21 protein-coding genes are annotated in these 23,828 nt (G+C 31.0%); 9 read left to right on the forward strand and 12 right to left on the reverse strand.

Features of this window, described 5'->3' with window-relative positions; all coding sequences use genetic code 11:
• Positions 1 to 94: 94 nt before the first annotated feature.
• Positions 95 to 259, forward strand: coding sequence for a hypothetical protein (locus D1818_RS25275; RefSeq protein ID WP_158596969.1), 165 nt, complete (start codon positions 95 to 97; stop codon positions 257 to 259).
• A 58-nt stretch (positions 260 to 317) separates the two neighbouring features.
• On the opposite strand, the gene D1818_RS09005 is transcribed toward D1818_RS25275, so the two are convergent.
• Together D1818_RS09005 and D1818_RS09010 are read right to left on the reverse strand one after the other, a co-directional pair.
• Positions 318 to 1,130 (reverse strand): hypothetical protein, encoded by an 813-nt coding sequence (locus D1818_RS09005; RefSeq protein WP_118458142.1) that lies wholly within the window; start codon positions 1,128 to 1,130, stop codon positions 318 to 320.
• Positions 1,130 to 1,690, reverse strand: coding sequence for an RNA polymerase sigma factor (locus D1818_RS09010; RefSeq protein ID WP_118458144.1), 561 nt, complete (start codon positions 1,688 to 1,690; stop codon positions 1,130 to 1,132). Before D1818_RS09010 ends, D1818_RS09005 begins: the two co-directional genes overlap by 1 nt.
• 125 nt (positions 1,691 to 1,815) lie before the next feature.
• Between D1818_RS09010 and D1818_RS09015 the strand changes: the two genes are divergently transcribed.
• The 6 genes from D1818_RS09015 to D1818_RS09040 all read left to right on the forward strand — a co-directional run bounded on the left by D1818_RS09015 (position 1,816) and on the right by D1818_RS09040 (position 8,707).
• Positions 1,816 to 2,277: a hypothetical protein gene (locus D1818_RS09015; RefSeq protein WP_118458146.1), complete on the forward strand. Its 462-nt coding sequence runs from the start codon at positions 1,816 to 1,818 to the stop codon at positions 2,275 to 2,277.
• 135 nt (positions 2,278 to 2,412) lie between these two features.
• On the forward strand, positions 2,413 to 2,853 hold the full coding sequence (locus D1818_RS09020) for a hypothetical protein (protein WP_118458148.1): 441 nt from the start codon (positions 2,413 to 2,415) through the stop codon (positions 2,851 to 2,853).
• A 447-nt stretch (positions 2,854 to 3,300) separates the two neighbouring features.
• A complete protein-coding gene (locus tag D1818_RS09025; protein ID WP_147406156.1) occupies positions 3,301 to 5,982 on the forward strand; it encodes a CHAT domain-containing protein in 2,682 nt (893 codons plus the stop codon).
• Between the two features lie 122 nt (positions 5,983 to 6,104).
• Complete coding sequence (locus tag D1818_RS09030; RefSeq protein WP_118458152.1) at positions 6,105 to 7,424, forward strand: hypothetical protein; 1,320 nt, start codon at positions 6,105 to 6,107, stop codon at positions 7,422 to 7,424.
• Positions 7,425 to 7,734: 310 nt separating this feature from the next.
• A complete protein-coding gene (locus D1818_RS09035; RefSeq protein WP_118458154.1) occupies positions 7,735 to 7,944 on the forward strand; it encodes a hypothetical protein in 210 nt (69 codons plus the stop codon).
• A 121-nt stretch (positions 7,945 to 8,065) separates the two neighbouring features.
• The gene (locus D1818_RS09040) at positions 8,066 to 8,707 is read left to right on the forward strand and encodes an O-methyltransferase (RefSeq protein ID WP_118458156.1); all 642 of its coding nucleotides are present in this window, start codon (positions 8,066 to 8,068) and stop codon (positions 8,705 to 8,707) included.
• A 274-nt stretch (positions 8,708 to 8,981) separates the two neighbouring features.
• On the opposite strand, the gene D1818_RS09045 is transcribed toward D1818_RS09040, so the two are convergent.
• The 6 genes from D1818_RS09045 to D1818_RS09070 form a co-directional block, all read right to left on the reverse strand.
• Positions 8,982 to 10,475 (reverse strand): S8/S53 family peptidase, encoded by a 1,494-nt coding sequence (locus tag D1818_RS09045; RefSeq protein ID WP_118458158.1) that lies wholly within the window; start codon positions 10,473 to 10,475, stop codon positions 8,982 to 8,984.
• A 330-nt stretch (positions 10,476 to 10,805) separates the two neighbouring features.
• A complete protein-coding gene (locus D1818_RS09050) occupies positions 10,806 to 11,099 on the reverse strand; it encodes a twin-arginine translocase TatA/TatE family subunit (protein WP_118458160.1) in 294 nt (97 codons plus the stop codon).
• A gap of 89 nt (positions 11,100 to 11,188) precedes the next feature.
• The gene (locus D1818_RS09055; protein ID WP_118458162.1) at positions 11,189 to 13,501 is read right to left on the reverse strand and encodes a M1 family metallopeptidase; all 2,313 of its coding nucleotides are present in this window, start codon (positions 13,499 to 13,501) and stop codon (positions 11,189 to 11,191) included.
• A 61-nt stretch (positions 13,502 to 13,562) separates the two neighbouring features.
• Positions 13,563 to 14,069 carry a DUF6702 family protein gene (locus D1818_RS09060; RefSeq protein ID WP_118458164.1) on the reverse strand — a complete coding sequence of 169 codons (507 nt, stop codon included), beginning with the start codon at positions 14,067 to 14,069 and terminating at the stop codon, positions 13,563 to 13,565.
• Positions 14,070 to 14,158: 89 nt separating this feature from the next.
• Positions 14,159 to 14,917, reverse strand: coding sequence for a hypothetical protein (locus tag D1818_RS09065; protein ID WP_118458166.1), 759 nt, complete (start codon positions 14,915 to 14,917; stop codon positions 14,159 to 14,161).
• Positions 14,918 to 15,062: 145 nt separating this feature from the next.
• Positions 15,063 to 15,878 carry a carboxypeptidase-like regulatory domain-containing protein gene (locus D1818_RS09070; RefSeq protein WP_147406157.1) on the reverse strand — a complete coding sequence of 272 codons (816 nt, stop codon included), beginning with the start codon at positions 15,876 to 15,878 and terminating at the stop codon, positions 15,063 to 15,065.
• 83 nt (positions 15,879 to 15,961) lie between these two features.
• Between D1818_RS09070 and pepE the strand changes: the two genes are divergently transcribed.
• Together pepE and D1818_RS09080 are read left to right on the forward strand one after the other, a co-directional pair.
• Entirely contained in the window at positions 15,962 to 16,669 is a 708-nt protein-coding gene (gene pepE, locus D1818_RS09075; protein WP_118458170.1) for a dipeptidase PepE, read from the forward strand.
• A 7-nt stretch (positions 16,670 to 16,676) separates the two neighbouring features.
• A complete protein-coding gene (locus tag D1818_RS09080; RefSeq protein ID WP_118458172.1) occupies positions 16,677 to 17,591 on the forward strand; it encodes a glutaminase in 915 nt (304 codons plus the stop codon).
• A gap of 48 nt (positions 17,592 to 17,639) precedes the next feature.
• Here the strand turns inward: D1818_RS09080 and D1818_RS09085 are convergent, their stop codons facing one another.
• The 4 genes from D1818_RS09085 to rffA form a co-directional block, all read right to left on the reverse strand.
• Positions 17,640 to 18,740: a hypothetical protein gene (locus tag D1818_RS09085; protein WP_120752488.1), complete on the reverse strand. Its 1,101-nt coding sequence runs from the start codon at positions 18,738 to 18,740 to the stop codon at positions 17,640 to 17,642.
• 174 nt (positions 18,741 to 18,914) lie between these two features.
• Positions 18,915 to 20,357, reverse strand: a complete 1,443-nt coding sequence (locus D1818_RS09090; RefSeq protein ID WP_118458177.1) for a hypothetical protein — start codon at positions 20,355 to 20,357, stop codon at positions 18,915 to 18,917.
• 21 nt (positions 20,358 to 20,378) lie between these two features.
• Positions 20,379 to 22,625, reverse strand: a complete 2,247-nt coding sequence (locus tag D1818_RS09095; RefSeq protein ID WP_118458179.1) for a hypothetical protein — start codon at positions 22,623 to 22,625, stop codon at positions 20,379 to 20,381.
• Entirely contained in the window at positions 22,615 to 23,745 is a 1,131-nt protein-coding gene (gene rffA, locus D1818_RS09100) for a dTDP-4-amino-4,6-dideoxygalactose transaminase (RefSeq protein WP_118458181.1), read from the reverse strand. Before rffA ends, D1818_RS09095 begins: the two co-directional genes overlap by 11 nt.
• Positions 23,746 to 23,828 lie beyond the last annotated feature (83 nt).

Raw genomic sequence — 23,828 nt, forward strand, 5'->3', positions numbered from 1 at the left:
CAAAAAAACACTAAAAAAGTTATAACATATAGACATAAATCCCGAGTGTCTCTATATGTTCGGGTAAACAATATCATCTTAAACTCATATTATAATGAAAGAATTACAGAAATTAAATGGTGTAAAAAAAATTAGTAAAACTGCACAAAAAGAAGTTGTTGGAGGGTGCCCTACACATGGTGGTGGATCCGGCTGTCCTCACGGTATGTGTGGTCAAATCATTTTTCCAGGACCTGATTTTTTATGTGTTGAATGCTAAGAGTTTTATAATTTAGAAAAAATAAAACAACAATAAATTGCAGTGGTTAATTGTATAGCTACTGCAATTTTTTTAATAAAACTTCGGCCTTATCAAAATTAAAGTTTTCCTTGTCTTTAAGAATAATTTCTAAAACTTTTATTGCCGCATTCTTTTTATCTTGTTTTAGATACACTAATGATTTATACCAATATCCTTTGGACTGATCAATCGTATCGGAATTTATTATTTGATCAAAATATGAAATTGCTTCTGTATATTTATCGAGTTCTAGAGCAGAAAGTCCGAAATATATTAACACAGCTGGTGAAAGTTCATTTTTATCTTTTATATATTCTTTAAACAAAATATAACTATCATTATATTTCTTTTGTTCGAATAATCGTTGTCCCTCTGCTAATTGACTTTCATCACTTCTACTAGTTAGAGAAGGTAAATCTCGCCAGTCACTATACGCTGCATACAGATCCTGATCAGCATTGTTAGAATTCATCGTATATAGCACCACAAATATTGCAATAGAAGCAGCTGCAAGAACCGAAAGAAACAATCTGTTTTTCAAAAAAGAAGTGTTATTTTTTTTCTGATAATTGGCTTGAGCTTTGGCAATTGTATCTTTTAATTTTTTAGCTTCTGCGCTCCTAAAATAGTTTTCTACTTGTTTTACTTCTTCTATGTCTGGAGTAAAAGCATCAGTAATCCAAGCAGACTCATCCAGCTGAGCAAACAGTTCCTCATGTACCTTGAATTCTTTTAATAATTCAGGATCATTTTGTAATAATTGTTCAAACAGCGCTCTATCCTCTGTAGAAAGTTCATCTCTGAGGTATGCGTCGATTTGATCGTGATATTTTTCTTGATTAATATCCATTATGACATCAAATTTTCAAATCGTTCATCGGATTTTACACTTTTAATTAATCTTGCCTTACACTTAAAAACACGCTGTCTTGCAACTGTTTCAGAAGAATATGATAATTGAACGACGATATCTGCATAGGATACTTTCTTTAGAAATAGCATCAATACCTGCTTACAATTATCAGACAATTTTTCTAATTTTTCTTTAAACAATTCCCACCTTTCTTGTTCGAGTAAAGCATACGTCATATCCGATTCTTCACTTACTAGTTCCTTTACCTCTGTATTTGTTACCCGTTTTCTTTTATTTAATTCTCTACGCCATAAATTTTTACAAGCCGTAAACATATAAGCTTCAAAAGTAGAATTGATAGTTTTTAATTCTCTGCACCTAATTCTAGCCGAAATCTGCATCAATACTTTCTGAAAAATATCTTCCGCATCTACTTGTTGACCTTTGTTTTGGAGTACAAATTTCAAACATTTAGGAAAGAAAGAAGAATAAATATCCGTAATGACTTTCTCATCAGATTGTAATATCCCCATCATAAAATAATCGTTATTCTTCATTAACTATGTGCTAAAATTTTAGACTTGGGTAACAAAGCTAATTATTTTGAACTACAGTGTGAAAACTATTTATCAAAGGTTTTCAAAACAGTTAAATATTAATATTTTTAAATCAAATCATCATCATGAAAAAAATCACAAATATCATCTTAATCACTATCTTACTATTTATCTTTCAGGGATGTTCTGTGGACGACGAGGAAGTTTTTAAAGAAGATGTAAAACTAATTGAAGAATTAACTCAGGTTATTACCGAAGCTAAAAATAGTGACAGCTTTTCAATAGAAATTTGCCAAGTGTTTTTCACATTTCACGATCCTGATATTACCGCCTCTGAGAAATTAGCTATTAGAAAATGGTATCATTACAATCACTTTACCATCTATGATTACACTGTAAGTGATCACACTATAGGTAGTGATCATAAAGAAATATGGTTTGTTAATTGCCGAGAATTTGAATCTTACCTTCAAGACAATGCGCATTGTGGAACCGACGGGTGCCTCAGTTGTACGAGAGATGGTTGTAACTCTAGTGGCCCCAAACCGAAAGACCCGCCAGAAGATCCTCTTGAAAATAACAACTAGAACTCTCTAATACTACTAGGAAAACGTGTACTAAATTACATAGCTATTACTTTTAGCTATTTTAGAAACCTTCTATAAAGGCTAATTGTTATAAACAATTTTACAAATATTAATAACTTAAAATTAAACAAAACAATGAGAAAAATTATATGCATATTAATTATTGGAACCTTTTTAACTCTTTTTCAGAATTGTTCCTATGATGACGAGATACTTGAAGAAAGTACAGAATTATTCAAAGAGTTCAACACCAAAATGGGTAACAATACTAATAAAATGGGACCTATTATTGAAGGTTGCGAAATTGAATATACCTTTAGTGATCCTAATCTAACACCTTCTGAAAAAGCAGCTATTAGATACTCGTATAGTTTTTTTCTAGGTCTTAAATCAGTGAATGGCAATACAGAAATATGGTATACAGATTGTTCAGATTTTAATAATTATAATGATTTAAATCCAGGCTGTGATGTTAGTGGTTGTTATACTATACAAAGTTGCCCAAGAGATGGATGTGGATCTAGTGGGCCTAAACCAAAAGATCCAATAGAAGATCCGCTAGGTTCCGATCAATAACAGTTATTGTTTCATTACATTTTGATAAGGATTGGTTTTATCTTCAAAAATTGACTTATCCAATGCTTCAAGAACATCAACACCACTATTAGAATACTATTAAAATAGTATTCTAATAGTGGCTAAATCATTTAAATTTAATCTCAAACTTTGAAATCAAATTAATACTTTTAATCAAATTAAAGTAGTTTAGAAAATATTTGATTTTTATCTCCTTTTAATAGTAACGAAAAATTGAAGAAAAAATAGTTGAAACATGGATAATACATTTTGTTAAGTACCAAATTTATAATAGTATAAATTCCAATTTCGACTTCAATTATCATTGTATAGAGATTGTGACAGGTTTGGTAGCTCTAAACTAAAAAACCTTATGTATAGGTCACATGAAGAATGTAACTACTTGTAATATTGTTTATTGTTTAACAAATAAGATTGCAGAAAACTTTGAAAACTGAGTATAATAAAAGATGTATCATTTTATTCTCATTACTATTTATGATACTTGGTGTTCGAGCACAAAAACGTTCAGCAGCATTTTATGAAATTGTAGGTGCTAAAAATTATACGGATACTGACAAAAAATCTGAAATTGAAATTTTGTTAAAAAAACACATAAAAAACAAAGATTCTTTGCAATACGGAATTGATTTAACTGCTTTTTCATATTGGCTTCATAATCATGGATATTTCTACGAAAGCATTTCGAAATCGGAGAAAGCAGTTGATTTTTATAAAACTTATATGCCCTATAATAAGAAACTTCATATAGGTAATCTTAGAATATTAGGAAGATCATATTCAAACACTAAAGATTATACCAATTCTAATCGCGCATATTTTGAAATTATTAAATTAAAAAACATCAATGGTGGATTTGGCACAGCATACCAAAACATTGCAGAAAACTATCAAGCAGAGGGTAATTTCCATACTGCCTCTTCTTATTACGAAAAAGCCATTGAAGAATTTAATAAAGAAAAAAAAGACAGAAAGTTGTTTAATACGATCATAAATTCATCTATAAATTATCAAAAAATTTTAGATGATAAAAGTATTCAAAAAGGAATCGCACAGCTGAAAACACTAGATTCTTTAAAGTCTAAAGTAAATTTTGATCTCTATGACGAATTTTTAATAAATGAAACACTTGGAAATCTGCACAATTATGAAAATCTATTTGATACATATACCTGTCTTCCTTACTATAAAAAAGCACTTTCAGTTGCTAAAAAATTAAAAAACAATCGACTCATTTCTTCTGTTTACAGTAATATTGGTAATATTTACTATAAAGTTAATAACGATTCTGCTCTATTTTATTTTAAAGAAGCTCTAAAACCTACTCATAACAACATTGTACAAGCTGCTCGAATTCATTATATGATAGGTCTTACTAATGTTGATAAAAAAAAATACGACCAAGCTTATAAATCCTTCAGTAAATCACTGCATACATTAAGACCAAAACAACAAACAACTAACTCCGAAGATAAGTCCTTACACATATCAATTCTTAAACAATTAGCAATCACTTTGATCAAAAAACAGGGAAATGATAGAGCATCAAAAAATCACATTGAAGAGGCACTTAAACATTTAAAAGAAGCAGATAAACTAATCGATTTGATAAGACTTGAAAACACACATAGAGAGTCTAAATTGTTTTGGAGAGAACAAGCATCTGATCTTTATATTAATTTAGTGAAAATTTACTTTCTACTAGATGACCCTAAATCCGCATACTATTATTTAGAAAAGAACAAAGCATTATTGCTATTAGAAGACTTAACTGAAGAACGATCTAAAGTATTCTTTAATATTCCTGATAGTATTTTAAAAAAAGAACAGGAACTAAAACGAAAAATTGCGAAGGCTCAAAATGATCTTATATCTCTCAAAAAGAAGGATAACAAATCAATTCGTCTTTTTGATATTAAAGAAGAATATGAATTATTTATGGACTCTTTACGACATAAGCATCCTACATATTATAAATCCAAAAAGGACACCAACATCTTGTCTTTTGATGAAGTTATTATACAAGCAAAAACAAAAAACACAACCTTCATTCATTATATCCTTAATGATGAATCAGGGTATGGATTAGCTATTTCTGAAAATGAACAAAAACTATTTGAAATACAAAATATTCAATTACTTCAAAAACATATTTCCGAATTTAATGTACTTGTATCAAAACCGTTTTCTTCTAACACGGATAAAAAAGAATTTCAAAAAATAAGTAAAGAACTATCTAAAAGCCTATTACCAGATAATTTATTTAAACACAAAGAAAACAAAATCATTATCATCCCGGATAACAATTTACTAAGCCTCCCTTTTGAAGCTTTAAGCGGTAAAAAAGGAAACTATTTAATTGAGGACCATGACATAAGTTATGCCTATTCTATTTCTTTTCTAGAACAGAACAAAGATTTAAAAAGAACTTACCGAAAAGAGTTTTTAGGTTTTGCGCCCGTTCAATATAATACATTACCAACTCTTAAAAATAGTTCGAAAGAAATAAACACTTTAGCAAAAAAATTTGATAGCGATATCTTACTAAAAGAGGAAGCTTCATCACAAAACTTATTAAATTCTTTATCAAATTATAAAATCATTCATCTTTCTACCCACGCAAATGCTAATGATTCTATTATACCTTGGATAGCAACCAATACCGAAAAAATTACATTAAATGATATTTATAGCACTAAAAACAATGCAGAACTCGTAACCTTAAGTGCCTGTAACACCTCTTTAGGGAAATTACAAAAAGGAGAGGGTGTTATGAGTCTGGCTCGAGGTTTTTTTAATACAGGTGCTAATAGCTTGGTCTCTACTTTATGGAAAGCGGATGATCAATCCACACAGGAAATTATTACTGACTTTTATACATATCTAAAAAAAGGAAAATCCAAGTCAGAGGCTTTACGACAAGCTAAACTCATCTATCTTAAAAACCATTCATTAAGTGAAGCTTCGCCGTATTACTGGTCTTCGCTTGTTCTTATTGGGAATCCTGAACCTATGTATTCTTCCATAAATACTTGGTATCTACTTATTGGAATCCTCATTTCTTCTCTTATTATATTTTTTATTTTCAAAAGATTTTCAAAAAAATAAATTTTTTTGGGTAACAGAACAATTCTTCCTGAACTACTCTATGAAAACTCATTCGCGAAGAGTAGACAAAAACTTGATTGTCATTAAATGTTCAAGAGTACAAAACACAAAATTCAGAAATCATGAATAATCACAAATTAAAAATTTTATACATTTTCATTTTTATACTTGCTACTTTTTTTACAGCCTGTAATAAAGATGAAATTAATGAAGGATTAACAGATCAAGAAAGTGAAATACCACAAGACGAAACCTTGTTATCCAAAGATCAGCTTGGCTTAGAAGTAGCAAAAAACTTAGCGAAAAATTTATCCAACGCTGAGTTAAGGGATTTCATAAAGGCCAAAGCTTTAGAAGCTTTTGATGGAGATTACAATTTTTTAATTGAAACTTCGAAAAATGAAAATATCACCAATAAAAAAAGTGGTCAACAAATACTTTTTTCGAATTTTCTTTCTGAAGGAGATATTAATGATTCATCAAAAAAGAGCAGTACAACTTCTCAACTAATGAATTCTATTAAAGTAAACTATCCATTATTACAAATTGCATTACCAGAATTTGATAATCATAAAGTGGCAGATTGGGATACAGAATCATCTATACCTTTGGTTGCTTATCTTCCTTTACATATTAAAGATGATGTTATACCTGCTTATGATGTAGAAGGAAACTATTATCAACTTAGTGCCTCTACACCACCAGAAAATTTAGTTATTGTTGTAAAACAAAATGAAAGAGTAACAGTTCTAGATAAAAGCACTAAAAATAGATCAAACATATTTGATAACTGCGAAATCATCGCGCCTGCATTTCATCAAAATGACACCAATGAGTATCATTTTACTGATGATCTTATGAACCAGGCTAGTCTTTGTTCCGGTGGCGGTGGAGGATCTGGTGGCGGAGGAACCGGAGGTGGATCCGGCAATACTGGATGCGATAGAGATAGAAAATCGGGCAAAGACCGATTAAACAAATTAAAATTTAATTCGATGCCATCATTTAGAGAAATTGCAGAATGGCACGATGGTGCTGTAGAACTCGAGCTTACTGCAATTCTAGGCACAGGTACTAATACTTTTAAAGACGTAGTAAAAAGGTTCAACGGTAGAAGAGGTCAATTCAAAAACTGTAGCGTATTTAATTGTAATCCAGAATGGTTTGATTTGTACAACACGGAAATTGATACGTGGGATAAGGATATCTATGGAGATAAAATGTTATATATATGGGTTGAAAAAGATGGAGGTGGTCAAATACCTTTAAAATTTAGTTTATCAACAAAAATTAAAGGATTCAATGCTAAAATAAATTCGACCATTACAATCAAATTTGAGGATGATGAAATAGGTCAATCTATTATCGAATATTGTGATAATACTGATGGAGACGGATATACCTATAATACCGGATTAATGAAATTTCAGGTTAGGCAGTAACTAATAAGAAATAGATTTTACTAATAAATTAATTTCTAAAAAACTTGATAAGCTCTTTACCCAATAATAAGGGTAAAGAGTTTATTTTTTAGTTACTAAATTATAAAACGTTTGGTTTTGCAAAAAAAGTAAAATCATGCGCTTCATACCAAAACCTATGTAGTAAACCATACAGAAAAAGAATCAAAGTTATTACAACAATTAATCATAAAACCCTAATAATCAAATTATAATCCGTATTTTAAGGGACACATAAATTTTGGAGTGTCTATAACAGATCCCGAAAAAATATTTCTTAAAATCAATACACATGAAAAAAAGTATCTTAAAATTACAAGGAGCTGAAGAATTAACTAAAAATGAACAAAAAATTATCAACGGAGGACGTTTAAGACCCTCTGGTAATTGTGGTGGTCGCGGAGACATTGAATGTTGTGGAACTGCAAACTGGCAATGTGGAACAGATGATCATTGCGATGGAGGAATTCTAATAGGTAATCAAACTTGTGGTTGCTTCTAGACTGTTTAAAAAATAATATAGCCAGGATAGATAATAATCCTGGCTTTTTTATGACCCAATAATATCAAATAAAACTTTATTTTTTTTCATAAACTTTTAGCTTTGCAAAAAAATAATTCCTATGCACTTCCTTCCTGAAGCACTAGATACATATGTGGTAAACCATACAGAAAAAGAACCTGAATTACTACAACAGTTAACTAGAGAGACGTATCAAAAGATATTACAACCACGTATGCTTAGCGGTCCTTATCAAGGTCGTGTTTTGAGTATGCTTTCTAAATTAATCAATCCAAAAAACATTTTAGAAATAGGGACCTATACTGGTTACTCAGCCTTATGTCTGGCAGAAGGGATACAAAAAGACGGTGTTCTAAATACAATTGATATCAACGAAGAACTAGAAGATTTTCAGCGTAAATATTTTGACCTTTCTTCTTATGGTGACCAAATACACCAACATGTTGGAGATGCCACCGTGATCATACCTAATATGGAGGTAAAGTTTGATCTAGTTTTTATTGATGCGGATAAACCAAATTATTCAACCTATTTTGAATTAATAATAAATAAAATGAATTCAGGTGGAATTATTTTATCCGACAACGTTCTTTGGAGCGGAAAAGTGATTCAAGATGTTGCTGAGGATGATCTTTCTACCCAAGCACTTTTGGCTTATAATAAATTACTTGCAGAAGACAAGCGTGTAGAAACGGTATTGTTACCTATTAGAGATGGATTAACAATTAGTAGAGTCTTATAATACACCCACACTTTATATTTGAAAACAGAATAAACTATCCCGATTCAAGCATACGAGGTATTCAATGGAAAATAGTTTCTAAAATTCCAAAGCACGCTTCGAGGTATTGGACATGAAATCCCACTGAAAAAAACGAGATTAGTTCAACTATCTATTTTGAATGCATTGTCATACAACTTTTCATCCGCCTAGACGGATCACTAATAAAAAAAGTGGAATCCATAGAGATTCCACTTCTTACATGTATTAGTAACTACAATTGCTAATTCACTTATTATTGTACCGCTTTTAATGCATCTATATTTCCATAACCGAACTTACTATTACGATTAGGATAAAACTCCCCAGCTCTTTTTAACTTGTCCAATACTTGTGCTCTAGACATATTAGGATTACGCGACCAAACTAATGCTGCAATACCCGCTGTCATAGCTGTTGCTACAGAAGATCCTCCAACATAAGATTGTGCACCATTATTAAATCCTAATACCGGTACGGTTCTATTAGTATTACTAGCTCTCTGCATAATAATAGTAAAATCAATTTTATTACCATCGTGACAAATATCACAACGATTATATCCATTATCTTTTAATCCTGTCACAGCCACCGTTTCACTCATACTTGCTGGAAATATAACACCATACCAATTCGTAAAAGTAGTAGAAGTTCCACCAGCTGCCATGATCATTTTACCTTTTCCATATGCATATTTTACAGCATCTTTCACATTACCAATTGACCAAGGATATCCAACTGACATTGAAATTATTTTAACATCACTTCTATTTCCTAATGCCTTTAGTGCATTACTAACTCCTTTACGCTCGTGATAATCGTTTAAAACAACATCTTCTGTTCCTCTATATGCTACCAAATTAGAGTTGTATGCAACACCAACTGGCATAAAATCATTATTACGTGGTGATGCTATAGCAGATGCCATCTGAGTTCCATGACCACATCTATCATTAGGTCCATCTATATTATTTGACCACCACCAAGGAGAATCAATAAATGTCCCAAACCGCTGTACAGATCTACCATTAGAGGCCCCATCATTAAATCCATTTCCCAAAAGGTTTTGGTTAGCAGATAAGCCAGTATCTATAAGACCTACTGTAATTCCAGCTCCAGTACTAAGGCTCCAGGCATCGTCAATATTATGATTTTTGTAGTTCCAAGGTAGTCTCGCATTAGGTGAGATCACACTATAATCGCCACTATTGATTGATTGTCCACTTTGACTGCAACCAGCGGACTTTTGTTGTGTTTCCTGCTTAAGGTAGAATCCATATCCATTTGGTTCTAGGTAGCGAATATTGTCCATTGCTTTTAACTCTACAATCGTTTCCAATTTCGTAACTCTTACATCTAAAACATTCAATGTACCATCTTGTGATACCTGAACATTGGAACGTGTAACTCCTTCCATATTTTGTACTGCACTATATATGCTTTCTATAACATTGTTCAATCTAGGAGAGCGCTGAGTACCGTCTATAAAACTTTCTCCCTTTTCTCCAAAACCGATTGTTAACACTTCTCCTCCATGCATCACCGCACTATATAACATATTGGCAGAAGCATCTTTCGTCCAATCTAAATCACCATTCTGTTTAAGTTGTTTTTCTATGAAAGCGTTTATTTCTTCAATGGAGAGAATTTTTTGGGATTCTGAACTTTCATCAATGATTTCGGCTGAGTCTTCTTGAGAACATGATAGGACAAGGAATAGCCCTAAAACTAGCGTAATAATTTTTTTCATTTTAATATAAATTAATGAGTTTGTGTGTTATTAATGTTTTGAGGTAGCTAAATCCTAAAAACATCAAATAATTATCATTTAGTTAATTTAACCCCTAATTTATTAAATAAAATCCAAATATTAACACATTACAATGAAAGAATCTTAAAAAAATTGTTATTACTATGCTTGCATAAGACTAAAAAACTGTCTCAATTACCAATGTTCATAAGGGTTTTACAGAAAAAGACTACAAAATAAGATCACCTTAAAAAAAGAGTGATTTTTTTAATAAAACAACAAAAATTAAGATTATAATTTATCTAAATGACAAATCTATAGTGTGGTAGATTAGAACTTACGCTTTACAGGACCTGTAACGTCTTCAATATCCTTTTTTACTTGAGTTATTTCTTTTTTGATATCAGAAGTAATGGAAGTAGGTATATCGGTATCAATACCGTGCTTTTCTGCACTTTTGGTAATTTCGGATTTAATATCGTTAGTAGCATCCTTAACAATGCGCATTCCTTTGCCCAAACCTCTAGCGATTTCAGGTATTTTATCAGCGCCAAAAACCATAACCAATATAAATACTATAAAGGCTATCTCTGTTCCGCTTATGAATAATGGTAATGCTATCATAACACTGCAAATATAGCTACAATAATGTACAGAAAAAAGCCGTTCGCAATCACGAACGGCTTTAATTTATAATTTAAAGGTTTTTTAACTTATTGACCTTTTACTTTATTTTTGAATTTATCAAACTTACCTAGTTTTTTATTCTGAGGCCAGCTATTGTTAGAAGTATCTATGTCTGCCGTTTCTTGATTAGGATCTACAACAATTTTAGAAATCGCTTTTTCTGAAGCTATCGCTCTTTTAACTGCTGCATCATTCTTTCTCCATATTTCTGCAGGATATGTTACGGTTTCCGAAGTTCCGTCTTCATATGTATACTCTACTATCAATGGCATCACTAAACCTCCAGGTTTTTCGAAAGTAACTTCATAAAAATACTTCGGTTCTTTTAGAACTTTTCTTTCTTCAACAGAGAAATTATCCATTAAGTATTCTTTCAATGTTTTTGCATCATCTATAATGTTGCCTTTCTTCTTAATCGCTTCATATTCCTCACTACCTTCTTCTACCATAAATACTAATGGACCAAAGTCTTCTATTTTAGCTCCTCTTGAAGCTGCAAAATCTTTTGCTCTTTGGTTTGGTTCTTTAGAAACTACAAATTTCTTCACTTCTTTTACACCGATATCGGTATAATCAGTTGTATAAAACCATCCTCTCCAAAACCAATCTAAATCTACTGCAGATGCATCTTCCATTGTTCTAAAGAAATCTTCTGGTGTTGGATGTTTAAACATCCATCTCTGAGAATACGTTCTAAATGAATAATCAAAAAGATCTCTACCCATTACAGTTTCTCTAAGAATATTTAATCCTGTAGCTGGTTTAGAATAAGCATTAGAACCAAACTGATGAATATTATTAGACTGCGACATAATCGGTGAAATAAAACTTTGATCACCACTCATATAAGGTACGATTTTAGGTGCAGGACCTCTTCTTGATGGGTATTTTTTTAAAGGTGCGATTGCATCAGGATACCACTCCCCAAAATCTTGCTCCGCTACATACTGTACAAAAGTATTAAGACCTTCATCCATCCATGTCCACTGACGTTCATCACTATTAACGATCATAGGGAAAAAATTGTGTCCTACTTCATGAATAATTACACTCATCATTCCAAATTTAGTACGATTACTAAATTTACCTTCTTTATCAGGTCTTCCATAATTCCAGCAAATCATAGGATACTCCATACCTTGATTCTTAGCGTGTACAGAGATAGCTTTATGATAAGGATAATCAAAAGTCATTCTACTGTATGATTTTAATGTACTGGCTACAGCTTTAGTCGACCAATCCTCCCATAATGGGTTTCCTTCTTTAGGGTACATAGAAACTGCCATCACATCTTTTCCACCGATCTTAACCGCCATCATATCCCAGATAAATCTTCTTGATGTTGCAAATCCAAAATCTCTTACATTCTTAGCACTTAGTTTCCATGTTTTTTTGCTTTCAGCAAATGTTTTTTCTTTAGCTTCAGCTTCTTTTTGTGTTACAATAAGAACTGGTTTATCATATGATTTCTTCGCCTTTTCATATCTGCTCATCATCTCTTTAGTAAATACTTCTTTCCTATTTACTAACACCCCAGTAGCATCTAGAATATGATCAGAAGGAACTGTAATATTCACATCAAAATCTCCAAACGGAAGTGCGAATTCTCCTCTACCCCAAAATTGGTGATTTTGCCAACCTTCTACATCATTATAAACTGCCATTCTTGGATAAAACTGAGCAATTACGTATGCTCTGTTACCATCTTCGAACTCTTCGTAACCTGATCTTCCTCTACCATTAACGTGATCATTAATATTATACCACCAATCTATAGAGAACACAAATTTGCCGCCAGACGCTAGGTCTTTAGACATCTCTACACGCATCATTGTCCCATTAATAGTATACTCCAAAGGTTTACCAGAAGCATCCTTAACAGCTGTTATATTAAATCCTCCATCAAAAGACTCTCCTAAATATTTCCCAACAAATCTATTAGGCGGATCTGCTGCATCTACTCCACTTGGTTGAATTAATGGAGATTTCGATTTTCTAGATCGCATATTCTGATCTAATTGCACCCATAGAAACTCTAAATTGTCAGGAGAATTGTTGGTGTATGTTATGGTTTCTTTACCGGTAAGCTTTTTGTTCTTATCATCAAGCTCAATATCCATTTTATAGTCTGCCTGTTGCTGATAATATGCAGATCCAGGAGCTCCGGAAGCAGTTCTGTACATATTAGGAGTTGCAAACTCATCGTACATCTGCTTAAATTTGTTTTGATTTGTATGTCCTAACTCGCGAGTTTGTTCGCTTTCATTTTGATTTTGCGCATACAATCCTGAGGCAGAAACAAAAAAAGTAACTGAAAGGACAAAAAGTATTTTTTTCATTAGAGTGAAATTGTGTTAAGTAATAAATTGCAAAATAGTTGTTTTTTAAAAGTTTACTGATTTATTCACTAAACTTTAACATGCCTTTATCCTTTTCTTTTTCGAGGATAAGGCTTTTTCGATTTTTCCCTTTTTTTACGTGTACAATATTCTGTTGTTCATCAAAAAAGTCCATCAAAACTTGATTAGAAACTGTTATTTTTTCGAGTGAAGTAACATTTTCTACTTCCAAATAACATAGTACAAGATCATTGTCATATTCTTTTCCAAGAAAATTAAAAAACACTTCTTGACCATTAACAGTAATCACCAATTTTTGATTTAAATATGTGCTCAAATATTGATCTACTTTAGCTTCTTGTTTTTCTGAAACTAATTCTATGGTTTCATCATATCGTTTTCTAAGCACTTCTTCAATATCATCGATAAAAATTCTTGAGATAATTTGCAATGACTTTTGTTCCTCATTATATTCTATTTGGGTAACGCTGACATAAAATTTATGGAGCACCGTAAAAGAACTTACAAAAACTAGAAGTACAGGTAAAATGAATAATAATTTCTTCAATTTATTATGATTTAAAAGATGGGTAAATGTACTATTTTGACATAAAATATTATGCCAAAAGCGTCTTATTATCTAAAAAAGAATACTTATCAATCAATTTCCTTATACTCTTTGTAAAATTTCGCTTTTTCTTGAAAGAACTCTAACAACGACAATCTTTTTGTATTCTCTAATAAGTTTTCGAAGTACTCATCTTCTGCACAATAATACATAAAGTCAGAGATTAAGGTCTCTGGTATTCCCAAATCCTTCGTAAAAAAAGCCATATTAAATGAGGCCTCTCCTTTTTCAATGAGTCTATCTAAATCTTGAAGAGCTTCTATCCGTTTTAGTTTTTTTAATGTTCCATTTAAATAATTGATCGGCCGATCTATAACACCTGATTTTGCAGTATAAATTCTTCTTTCTATTTGTGTTGGCTGTTTTATATCTCTGAATGGCAAGCCCAAACTTCTATTATTTACAAAAGGTTTAATTTCTATATATTTCGCATCCTTATCTATATTTCCTGAAAGATTTATATCACTCACGTTTACCTCCTGGAGCTTACGAACAACTGGATTCAGTTTTACTTGAAAATTTTCATTCTCTAGATCATCTTCCTTAACTAAAATGGAAATCACCTCATATTGAACTGAAGAAAAAATAATTGAATCATTAACGGTTGCAGGAATTTCAAAATTACCTCTCTGATCATTTGTCGCTCCTATTTTCTTAGTGTAATTCACAATATTAATTGCAAAACCTTCTAACGAATCAGCTATGATTTTACCTTTTAATCTTTGAGATTGACCAAAAGTATTTACTAAAATGAAAAGAAAAAATAAAATGGGTAATCGTCTAGTCATACACTGAATTTGTTTTATGACTATAATCAAAAGGAAAAACTCACACTATTAGTTTTCCTTGGATACATTGATCCTCAGGACTTCGTCACATCATCATAAAAGACGAAGAGAAATCAAAAGTGTTGCGCTGTCAATACCCAAAATATTATTTACGATCCTTATATACTTTGCTTTGCGACACCAAAAATTCTATCAAATTAAGTTCATTTCCCTCTTCCAAATATGACTTATTAAGTCCGTTTTCTTCGGCAAAGAATATAAAATCATTAATCTGATCCATTTCTAGAGCTAAATTTGTTTTAAAAAATTCATCATTATATATATTTCGAACTTGAACATCGATATCTACAGGTTTTTTGCTGTCTTTTTTATCTTTATCCTGAAAAACAACCTTAAAAAGATTGACAAAATTAAGTCCATAAATCATTCTATCTTCTAAAAACACTTTATTCTCTAATTCAGAAAGTTCGTCTGGTGTCCAATCGTAATCCGTATCATTAATCCTATCTGATGTTAATTTAGCTACTTCTTCAATTCCGCTATCCTCTACACCAATTTTTTTCACATCAATCGAAACATTTCCTAACAGATCATAAGGCGTTACTATTACTTCGTCCAAAAGATTTACAGATTCATTTAAGAAAATGTTCAATCTTTTATTATCTAAAACTCCTTTATCAATCAACACCACAAATTTCTGGTACTGCATAGCTATAATTTCTATTTTATCATTGGCACCAACACTAATTCTAAAATCACCTTTATTATCTGTAATAGTACCTTTTTTAGTAGTAAGATTATATACAACTACTCCTTCTACATCATCGCCTATTGGAGCACTAATACGCCCATCAATCATAACTCTAGAGGTAATCTGCGCAAATGAAAAACTAATTGCACAACATATAAAAAGTAGGGATAATTTCATTTTCATAGTAAGCCGAATTAAATTTGTTTTCATTGAAGATACTATATTTTTTCAATATGCTGAGAAGATTTCTTTATAAGAAAACGTTAAACTACCTTTACTAAAAAAACAACTTCATGCAAAACTGTATAATAGCCAGCACCTCTACTATTCACGGAAGCGGTCCATTAGAATATTTATTTGAGCCATTAATTGAGCTTTTTGTTGATTCTGATGAAATACTATTTATTCCTTATGCTCGACCTGGAGGAATTTCTCTTGATGAATATACTATTGGTGTGAATAATATTTTTAAGAAAATTAATAAAAAAGTACTTGGAATACATATGTTTTCAGATACTATAGAAGCTTTTAAAAACACCCAGGGTATTTTTACTGGCGGAGGGAATACATTTCTTCTGGTGGATCAATTATACCGAAATAAAGTAATAGCACCCCTTAAAAAAGCAATAGATTCTGGCATCCCTTATTTAGGAACTAGTGCAGGAAGCAATATATGCGGGCTTACTATGCAGACAACCAATGATATGCCAATAGTACATCCTCCAAGTCTTAAAACTTTAGGCATTGTACCTTTTAATGTAAATGCGCATTACCTGGATCCTGATCCCAATTCTACGCATAAAGGTGAAACCCGAGAAACACGTATTAAAGAGTTTCATACAATAAATCCGCAACCTGTAGTTGGACTTAGAGAAGGAAGTTGGTTAAGAATTCATCAAAATGATATAACCCTAAAAGGTGATTTATCCGCAAGAATTTTTGAACAAAATAAAAGCCCTTATGAAATACCTACAGGTAGTTCTTTATCAGGATTAAACTAATTGATGTATGCAATACCAGAAAATTCTTGATACAATTAAATCTGAAACATTAGCCAGACCTATTACAGGAAAAGTAGCTACTTATATTCCAGAATTAGCTAAGATTGACCCTGATAAATTCGGAATGCATTTATACTGTATTAACTCAGGTCATTATGGTTTTGGCAATGAGAGTGAGCGTTTTTCTATCCAAAGTATTTCTAAGGTATTCTCATTAACACTGGCAATGTCTTTATTGGATGATGAATTATTTGAGCGAGTAGATGTAGAACCATCGGGAGACCCTTTCAATTCATTGATTCAGTTAGAGTATGAAAATGGAATCCCAAGAAATCCTTTTATAAATGCAGGCGCATTGGTTATTGCTGATATTTTAGTTTCAATACTTGAAAACCCTCAGCAAGAGTTCTTGGATTTTATACATAAAATTACAGGAAACACTACTATTAACATCAATCAAAAAGTTTTTGATTCTGAAAAGAAATATAGTCATCGCAATGCTGCTTTGTTGAACCTCATGAAATCTTTTGGTAATATAAAAAATGACATAGAAACTGTTTTAGATCTTTACATTTATCAATGTTCTATTGAGATGTCGTGCAAAGAATTAGCAACTGCCTTTATGATTTATGCTAACGCCGGAAATACTTTGTCGGATGACATCGAGGTCATCACTTCTAGAAAAACAAAACGTATCAATGCTATTATGCAGACCTGCGGATTTTATGATGAAGCAGGAGAATTTAGTTTTAGAGTGGGTTTACCAGGTAAAAGTGGTGTAGGTGGAGGAATTGCAGCTATTCATCCAGGTCAATATGCAGTAACTGTATGGAGTCCTCCTCTTAATCCAAAAGGAAATTCTGAACTGGGAATGTATGCGCTAGAAAGATTGACGACTTTGACTGGGTTTTCTATATTTTGAAACTCTATCGGATTAAGTCTATATTTTAAACATATACTAAAGAAAGTATTAATGAGCGTGCACAAGTTTAGAATCAACGAAATACAACTTAAATAAATACAAAATCCCAGATAAAAAATGTAGCATAAAAACTGTCCATAAAATAATTTTTATCTTCACATCTTCATTCTTACTAAGTAATTTAGGCAATAAAAAAGTAGCTGTAGACAATAAAAGGATATAGGCACAAATAATATTTTGCCAAGTAAAATTACCATGAAGTCTTCTCGGGCCATCTTCTACGATAAAAGCGCTTATTAAAATTCCAAAGATCGTAAGACATAATGCATATAAAAAAGCCTTATTCTTTAGAATATCCCTATGGTAATAAATTGCTGCTATAGGAAATGCAAATGAAAAAAACAATGCTATTGGAATATACCAAGCAGGTATAAAATTCCTAACAAATTCAAAAGGAGCTCCTATTGTCAATGAGCTTTTTCCTGAAACAAATGTACCGGTCTGATAATAATAAATACTAATATATTGAAGAAACAAAACAACTAAACCAATAAATAATGGGAAAAACTTTATCGAATGACTAATCCTTTTCTCCAATGTAAAGTCTTTGACAAGAAACAAAGCCGTAACAGGAGCATAAACAAATATAAATGAAGGCTTTACAAAAATATTTAAAACAACAAGCAATGTTATAAACCAAATATCCTTGGACCATAAAGAATTATAGTTTTTGTCAAATATTTTTAACTGTTTCCAAAAAAGAAGTATTGCTAGCGGAAATACTGCTATAACAGTAGAGTTGTGCCAAACTACGGATGGAATTCTGCCTAAATACATCTTTTCTAAGACAAAAAAATTATAAACATCTGGAATCGCAAAACAAAAAATCAAAGCAAATGAAATAACTTTAATCAAAAGCACTTTATATTCAAATTTAGAGTCCAAAACCACTTCGGAAAGCATATACTTGGAAATAACATATTTACCTAAAGTCGATATTGCTAATAATAATACTGCAACTAATGTCATTATAGTAACATTACTTGAAAAAAAAGAGAGAAAATTAAGAATAAAAAAGAACAAAAAATGAGGAGAATATGAGGACTGACCATTATTAACCCAAATTATAGATTCTATATGTAAATTCATATCCGTTGAGAGATACTTTAAGATACACCAAAAAAGTACAGTACATAACACAAAAAGTAAAATGTTATCCAGGTCTTTATACTTTAAAATTTTATTCATTCTAGTTTTAATTCAAATTAAGTAAATTAATATCTCGTAATAGCCAATAACAATTATAAAGACCCTGTAAAACAATTATTTTTTCTTTGAAAGTATGTAATATCTATTGTCAATTATTTTATTATTGATCCCAGCTCTATTTGGTCTAATAATATGATAATCATAATCTCCTATCTCCACCTGATAATAGGGAACAATATACCTTATAGGAGCCCCATTTGATGTTTTTAAAGGCAAACCAAATAAATCTAAAGAATAATCTCTAGGGGTATAATTAAGTAAAATAGTTGAACTTTCCTTGAGCTCTTTAGCTATTTGATCAAAAGCAGCTTTTCTATGTAAGTTCTGTGAACTATTTAAATTAATTCTATTTCGCTCTAATATCCATTCCTTAGTTGTATCTAGGTTAAGCACAAATAAAACAAAAACACTAGCAATTATTGGGTATCTTAAATAATTTTTCACCCCTGTAACAATAAAAATAATGCTAAAATAAAATAAAGGTGACATTGTACGAATTTCTCTCCCTCCAAATGCATCGTATAAAAAAAACAGTAATAAAAAATTAACAGCTCCTATTAAACTTATCGCTTTAGATAATCTATTTTTATTTTTAATAGCATCAAATACAAAATAAAAAACAACTCCTATATTTATATATTTTATTGTATCGTATACGGAATTGAAATTTTTTATTGAGAAATAAAATTTAATATTTTCAAAAAAGTGAGTAACTAAAGAAACTAAAAACCCCCAAACATCGCCATTCTCTAATAAAACTAACAACGAAGAAAAATAGTTAGGTATTGATTCTGTAAACATTTTTGTAAACAAAAATGATAACAATACTCCTAAAAAAAATATAATTCCATATTTTTTATATTCTCTTTTAGAATCTGCTAATGGAATCAAACCTATCAACCAAAAAAACCAAAGACTTCTAAAAAAACTTCCTATAAAAATCACTCCTATAAATAACCATACATATAAACTGTTCTCTTCTTTTTCGTATAACTTATAAAGCAAAATACTTAGTACAATAGCTATAAAAACATGAATAGATTCTTGCATATATGTAAAACCATATAATTGAAAAAAAGGATAGAGTAAAATCAGACAAGAAATCCAAATTTTTTGACTGATTGTTAATGGTTTCAAAAAACTAATTAATAATATAGCAACAACAATAAGAGCGAAATTTAAATAAATAAAACTCAAATTGGTCCAATCAAAAAAATAAGCCACAATACCGTGTAATAATGAATATGCAAAACCATGGGCATCCGAACTAAAAATAACACTGCCTTTTCCACTATAAGTCAAAGCTGCTTGTAATGTATTATTTTGAATATAAGAATCTGCATTTATAAAATAAAAATACTCATCACTCCATACCGGAAGATAATTATCTGATATTAAAAGTATTAAATGCGAATAATTGAAAAAAATCAAGTACAATACTATTAGACCTAGTGCTATATCAATAAATAATAAGTTTTTTACTATATTAATTTTCATTCACAAAATTTATTAAAAAATCTATTTATTCTTCTTATTTTGTTTTGCCCATTTCAGATTATTTTTAGCCATTTGAAAGCTTGGAGCCAATTCTATAGCTTTTTCACAGGCTTCTATTGCTTTATCGTGCTCTCCCATACGATTATATGATGTACATAAATTATTATAGGCAACTGCATTGTTAGGATCTTTTTCTAATAACTCTAGAGTTGCAATAATACTTTTCCTCTGGTCACCTAATTTATAGTAATTATCACTAATAAAATTATATTCTTCTATCGTAAAATTTTTGATGTTTCTTCTGTGAATTCCTTCATTAGAAATTATAAAATTGTTTTTAGCCAATTCCATATTTGGTTTAACCAACAGGGCTCTTTCACAGGCTAATCTGGCCTCCTCAAAAAGGAGCAACTTATTATAAGCCGAACACAAATTATTAAATGCTATATAATTATAAGGATCCAATCTAGTTGCTTCCTTCAGAGAGCTTATACTTTTAAAATAATCACCTTTATTATACTGTAATAAAGCTAGTTGACCATACCCATTAGATGAAGTTTTCTTTTTTAACTCTGACGTTAATTCTTCAATATGTCTATCTATATTTTTATGGTTTCTAATTATAAAACAAATAGGTACTCCTTCAATTTTTATCTCGTGTACTGTGTGATCTTCAGACCAGTTTACATTTAAATGATCTTTGTTATATTTTCCTTCGGCTAATAAAATAATAGAATAATCCCAATCCATAGAATGTCTTCTATCTTCTACATAAATCAAACCAGTTTCTTTTTTATTCTGGTAATTTAATTTAGTTTGACTTCCATAGTACATACGTACCTTTGGAGGATTATTTTTATCTCCTATATTTTCTTCTAACCAATCTACAGCAGATTTTACTGCTACGCCATAATAATCTATTTCGTAATTACCAAAGGCCCCAGACACTCCCCCTACAATTGGGCTAAAATATAGCGCTTGCAAAGGGTGATATTGTATCATAAATTTTAATGGTTGTAACATGAGAAATACCATACAACCAAAAACAATTTTGACTATATTTTTGGCAGGAATCATACTGAATAATTTGTACCAACTAACTGCACTTAAAATAACCATCGGTAATACCAAAAACATAAACTGTCTAGAACCATCATGGCTATTTGGATTCGCAATAATTATCAAGATCATTGGAAATACTGATGCGAATAAAATCAGGGAAATCTTAAGTATATTCTGCTTAGTTTCTCTAAAATAAAGTAAAGGTATTAGAAAGAACCCTAGAAATGCGTGTAACGGCATCATGATAATAAACAAGTTTTTTATAGCATAATACCAAGGCATTTCAAAACTACTCTTCCACTCTCCTTCAAACAATTGCAAGTTTTCAAAACCTCTAAACTCACCCATTTTAAGCAAGATTTCAACAGGAACTTTAAACGGATTGGTCTGAGCGTACGGCCAAAAAATACTAGTTGCCAAGTAAGATAGTATCGAAACACCTAATGTTTTACCAAATAAAAGTAATGAGTCTTTCCATTGAATCTCTTTAAATCTGGATTCATAATGCCTTAAGATCCACCATAAAAAAACCGCCAAAATAAGATACCCAATAGCAATAAGTCCAATGACCCTAATATTTATTAGCAATGAAATATTTAAAATCAAGAAAACAGCTCTTTTAATGGTAATCGCTGGCAGTTCTTTCAATAGCTTTATGATATGGAATAAAGAAAACATATAGAATGCTGCAGCCGGAATATCTTTTGGATTATTCATTGAATACCCAAAAAAGACAGGACACAACACTGCAAATACCAAAGCTAATAACCCAGATTTCCAACCTCCTAACTCCTTCCCTATCAGTCCGCAAAACAAAAACAAAAGAAAACCAAAAACTGAATTTATCAAATTCTTAAAGGCATAGGCATTATAAGAATCAAAAAATTGATGTAAAAAATTAGTAACCAAATCAAAGAAACCACCAAAACCATTCATACCACGATTTTCGTGATCTTTACTTAAGGCTACATCAATATATTTTCCATTTTCATCAACAGGACTTAGTTTTGCTATTTCATCAATACCTTTAAAATAATTTAATATCCTCTCTCCATGATCTTGATGAATTTTGGTATCTTCTAATGGACCATAATCTTTACTCAAAAACATCATAGTCCAACCAATAACGAAAGCGGTTAATATAAAGCCATTTCGATAGGTAATCATTTTTTTTAGATCAAACTCCGTGAAATCCTTATTTTTCATCAAAAAAACTTATAACCAGATTTATTATTTTATTTTGATCTTCCATATGTAATTCATAGTATAAAGGTAATCGTAACAATCTTTCGGAAAACATCTCGCAATTATCTAACTCAAGGTTATCATTTTCTAATTCATAAAAAGGACTTTTATGCAAGGATACATAGTGAAAAACGGCATATACCCCATTTTCTTTCAAATGAGTAATTAACCGACTTCGTTCCTCTACATGTTTACATAATATATAAAACAAGTGTCCATTACAGCTGGCATATGCTGGTATGCTTGGTAATTCAAATAAACCTTCATTTTCAAGTTTTTTAAGACCTTCGTAATATTGATTCCATAGTGTCTTTCTTCTGGATTGGATCTTCTTTAAATTCTCCAATTGCGCAAACAAAAAAGCAGCCGTTACATCTGAAGGCAAAAAAGAAGATCCAACATCAACCCAAGAATATTTATCCACTTCTCCTCTAAAAAATGCGGATCGATTCGTTCCTTTCTCCCAAATAATTTCAGCTCTTTTATCAAAACGTTCGTCGTTAATAACTAACATTCCTCCCTCTCCTGAAATAATATTTTTAGTCTCATGAAATGAAAATGTTCCTAAATGCCCTATTGTACCAAGTGGCCTTCCTTTATAATATGAATCAATTGCCTGCGCTGCATCTTCTATAACAAATAATTTATGGTTATTCGCAATATCCATAATTGTATCCATATCACAGGCTACACCCGCATAGTGCACAACCACAATTGCCTTTGTTTTTGATGTAATTAATCCTTCAATTAAATTTGCATCGATATTTGGATTATCAGAATAGCTATCCGCAAACACTATTTTAGCACCACGTAAAACAAAAGCATTGGCAGTAGAAACAAAAGTATACGATGGCATAATAACCTCATCACCTGGTTTAATATCAATGAGTATTCCTGCCATTTCCAAAGCATCTGTACAAGAAGACGTCAATAAACAATTTCTAAAACCTATAACCTCTTTAAAAAAATTATGGCATTTTTGGGTATAATATCCGTTACCAGAAATTTTCCCTCGTAAAACTGCATCTTTTATATAATACAACTCATCGCCAGTCATATAGGGTTTGTTAAATGGAATCATTTAGTTAAAATATGTAGATTGCTTTTTGATTAGTTACTTTAATGTGTACTTATATTTTCCAGAAAACTTACCATATAAAAACA

The organism is Aquimarina sp. BL5 (genome assembly GCF_003443675.1).
Taxonomy (GTDB): Bacteria; Bacteroidota; Bacteroidia; order Flavobacteriales; family Flavobacteriaceae; genus Aquimarina.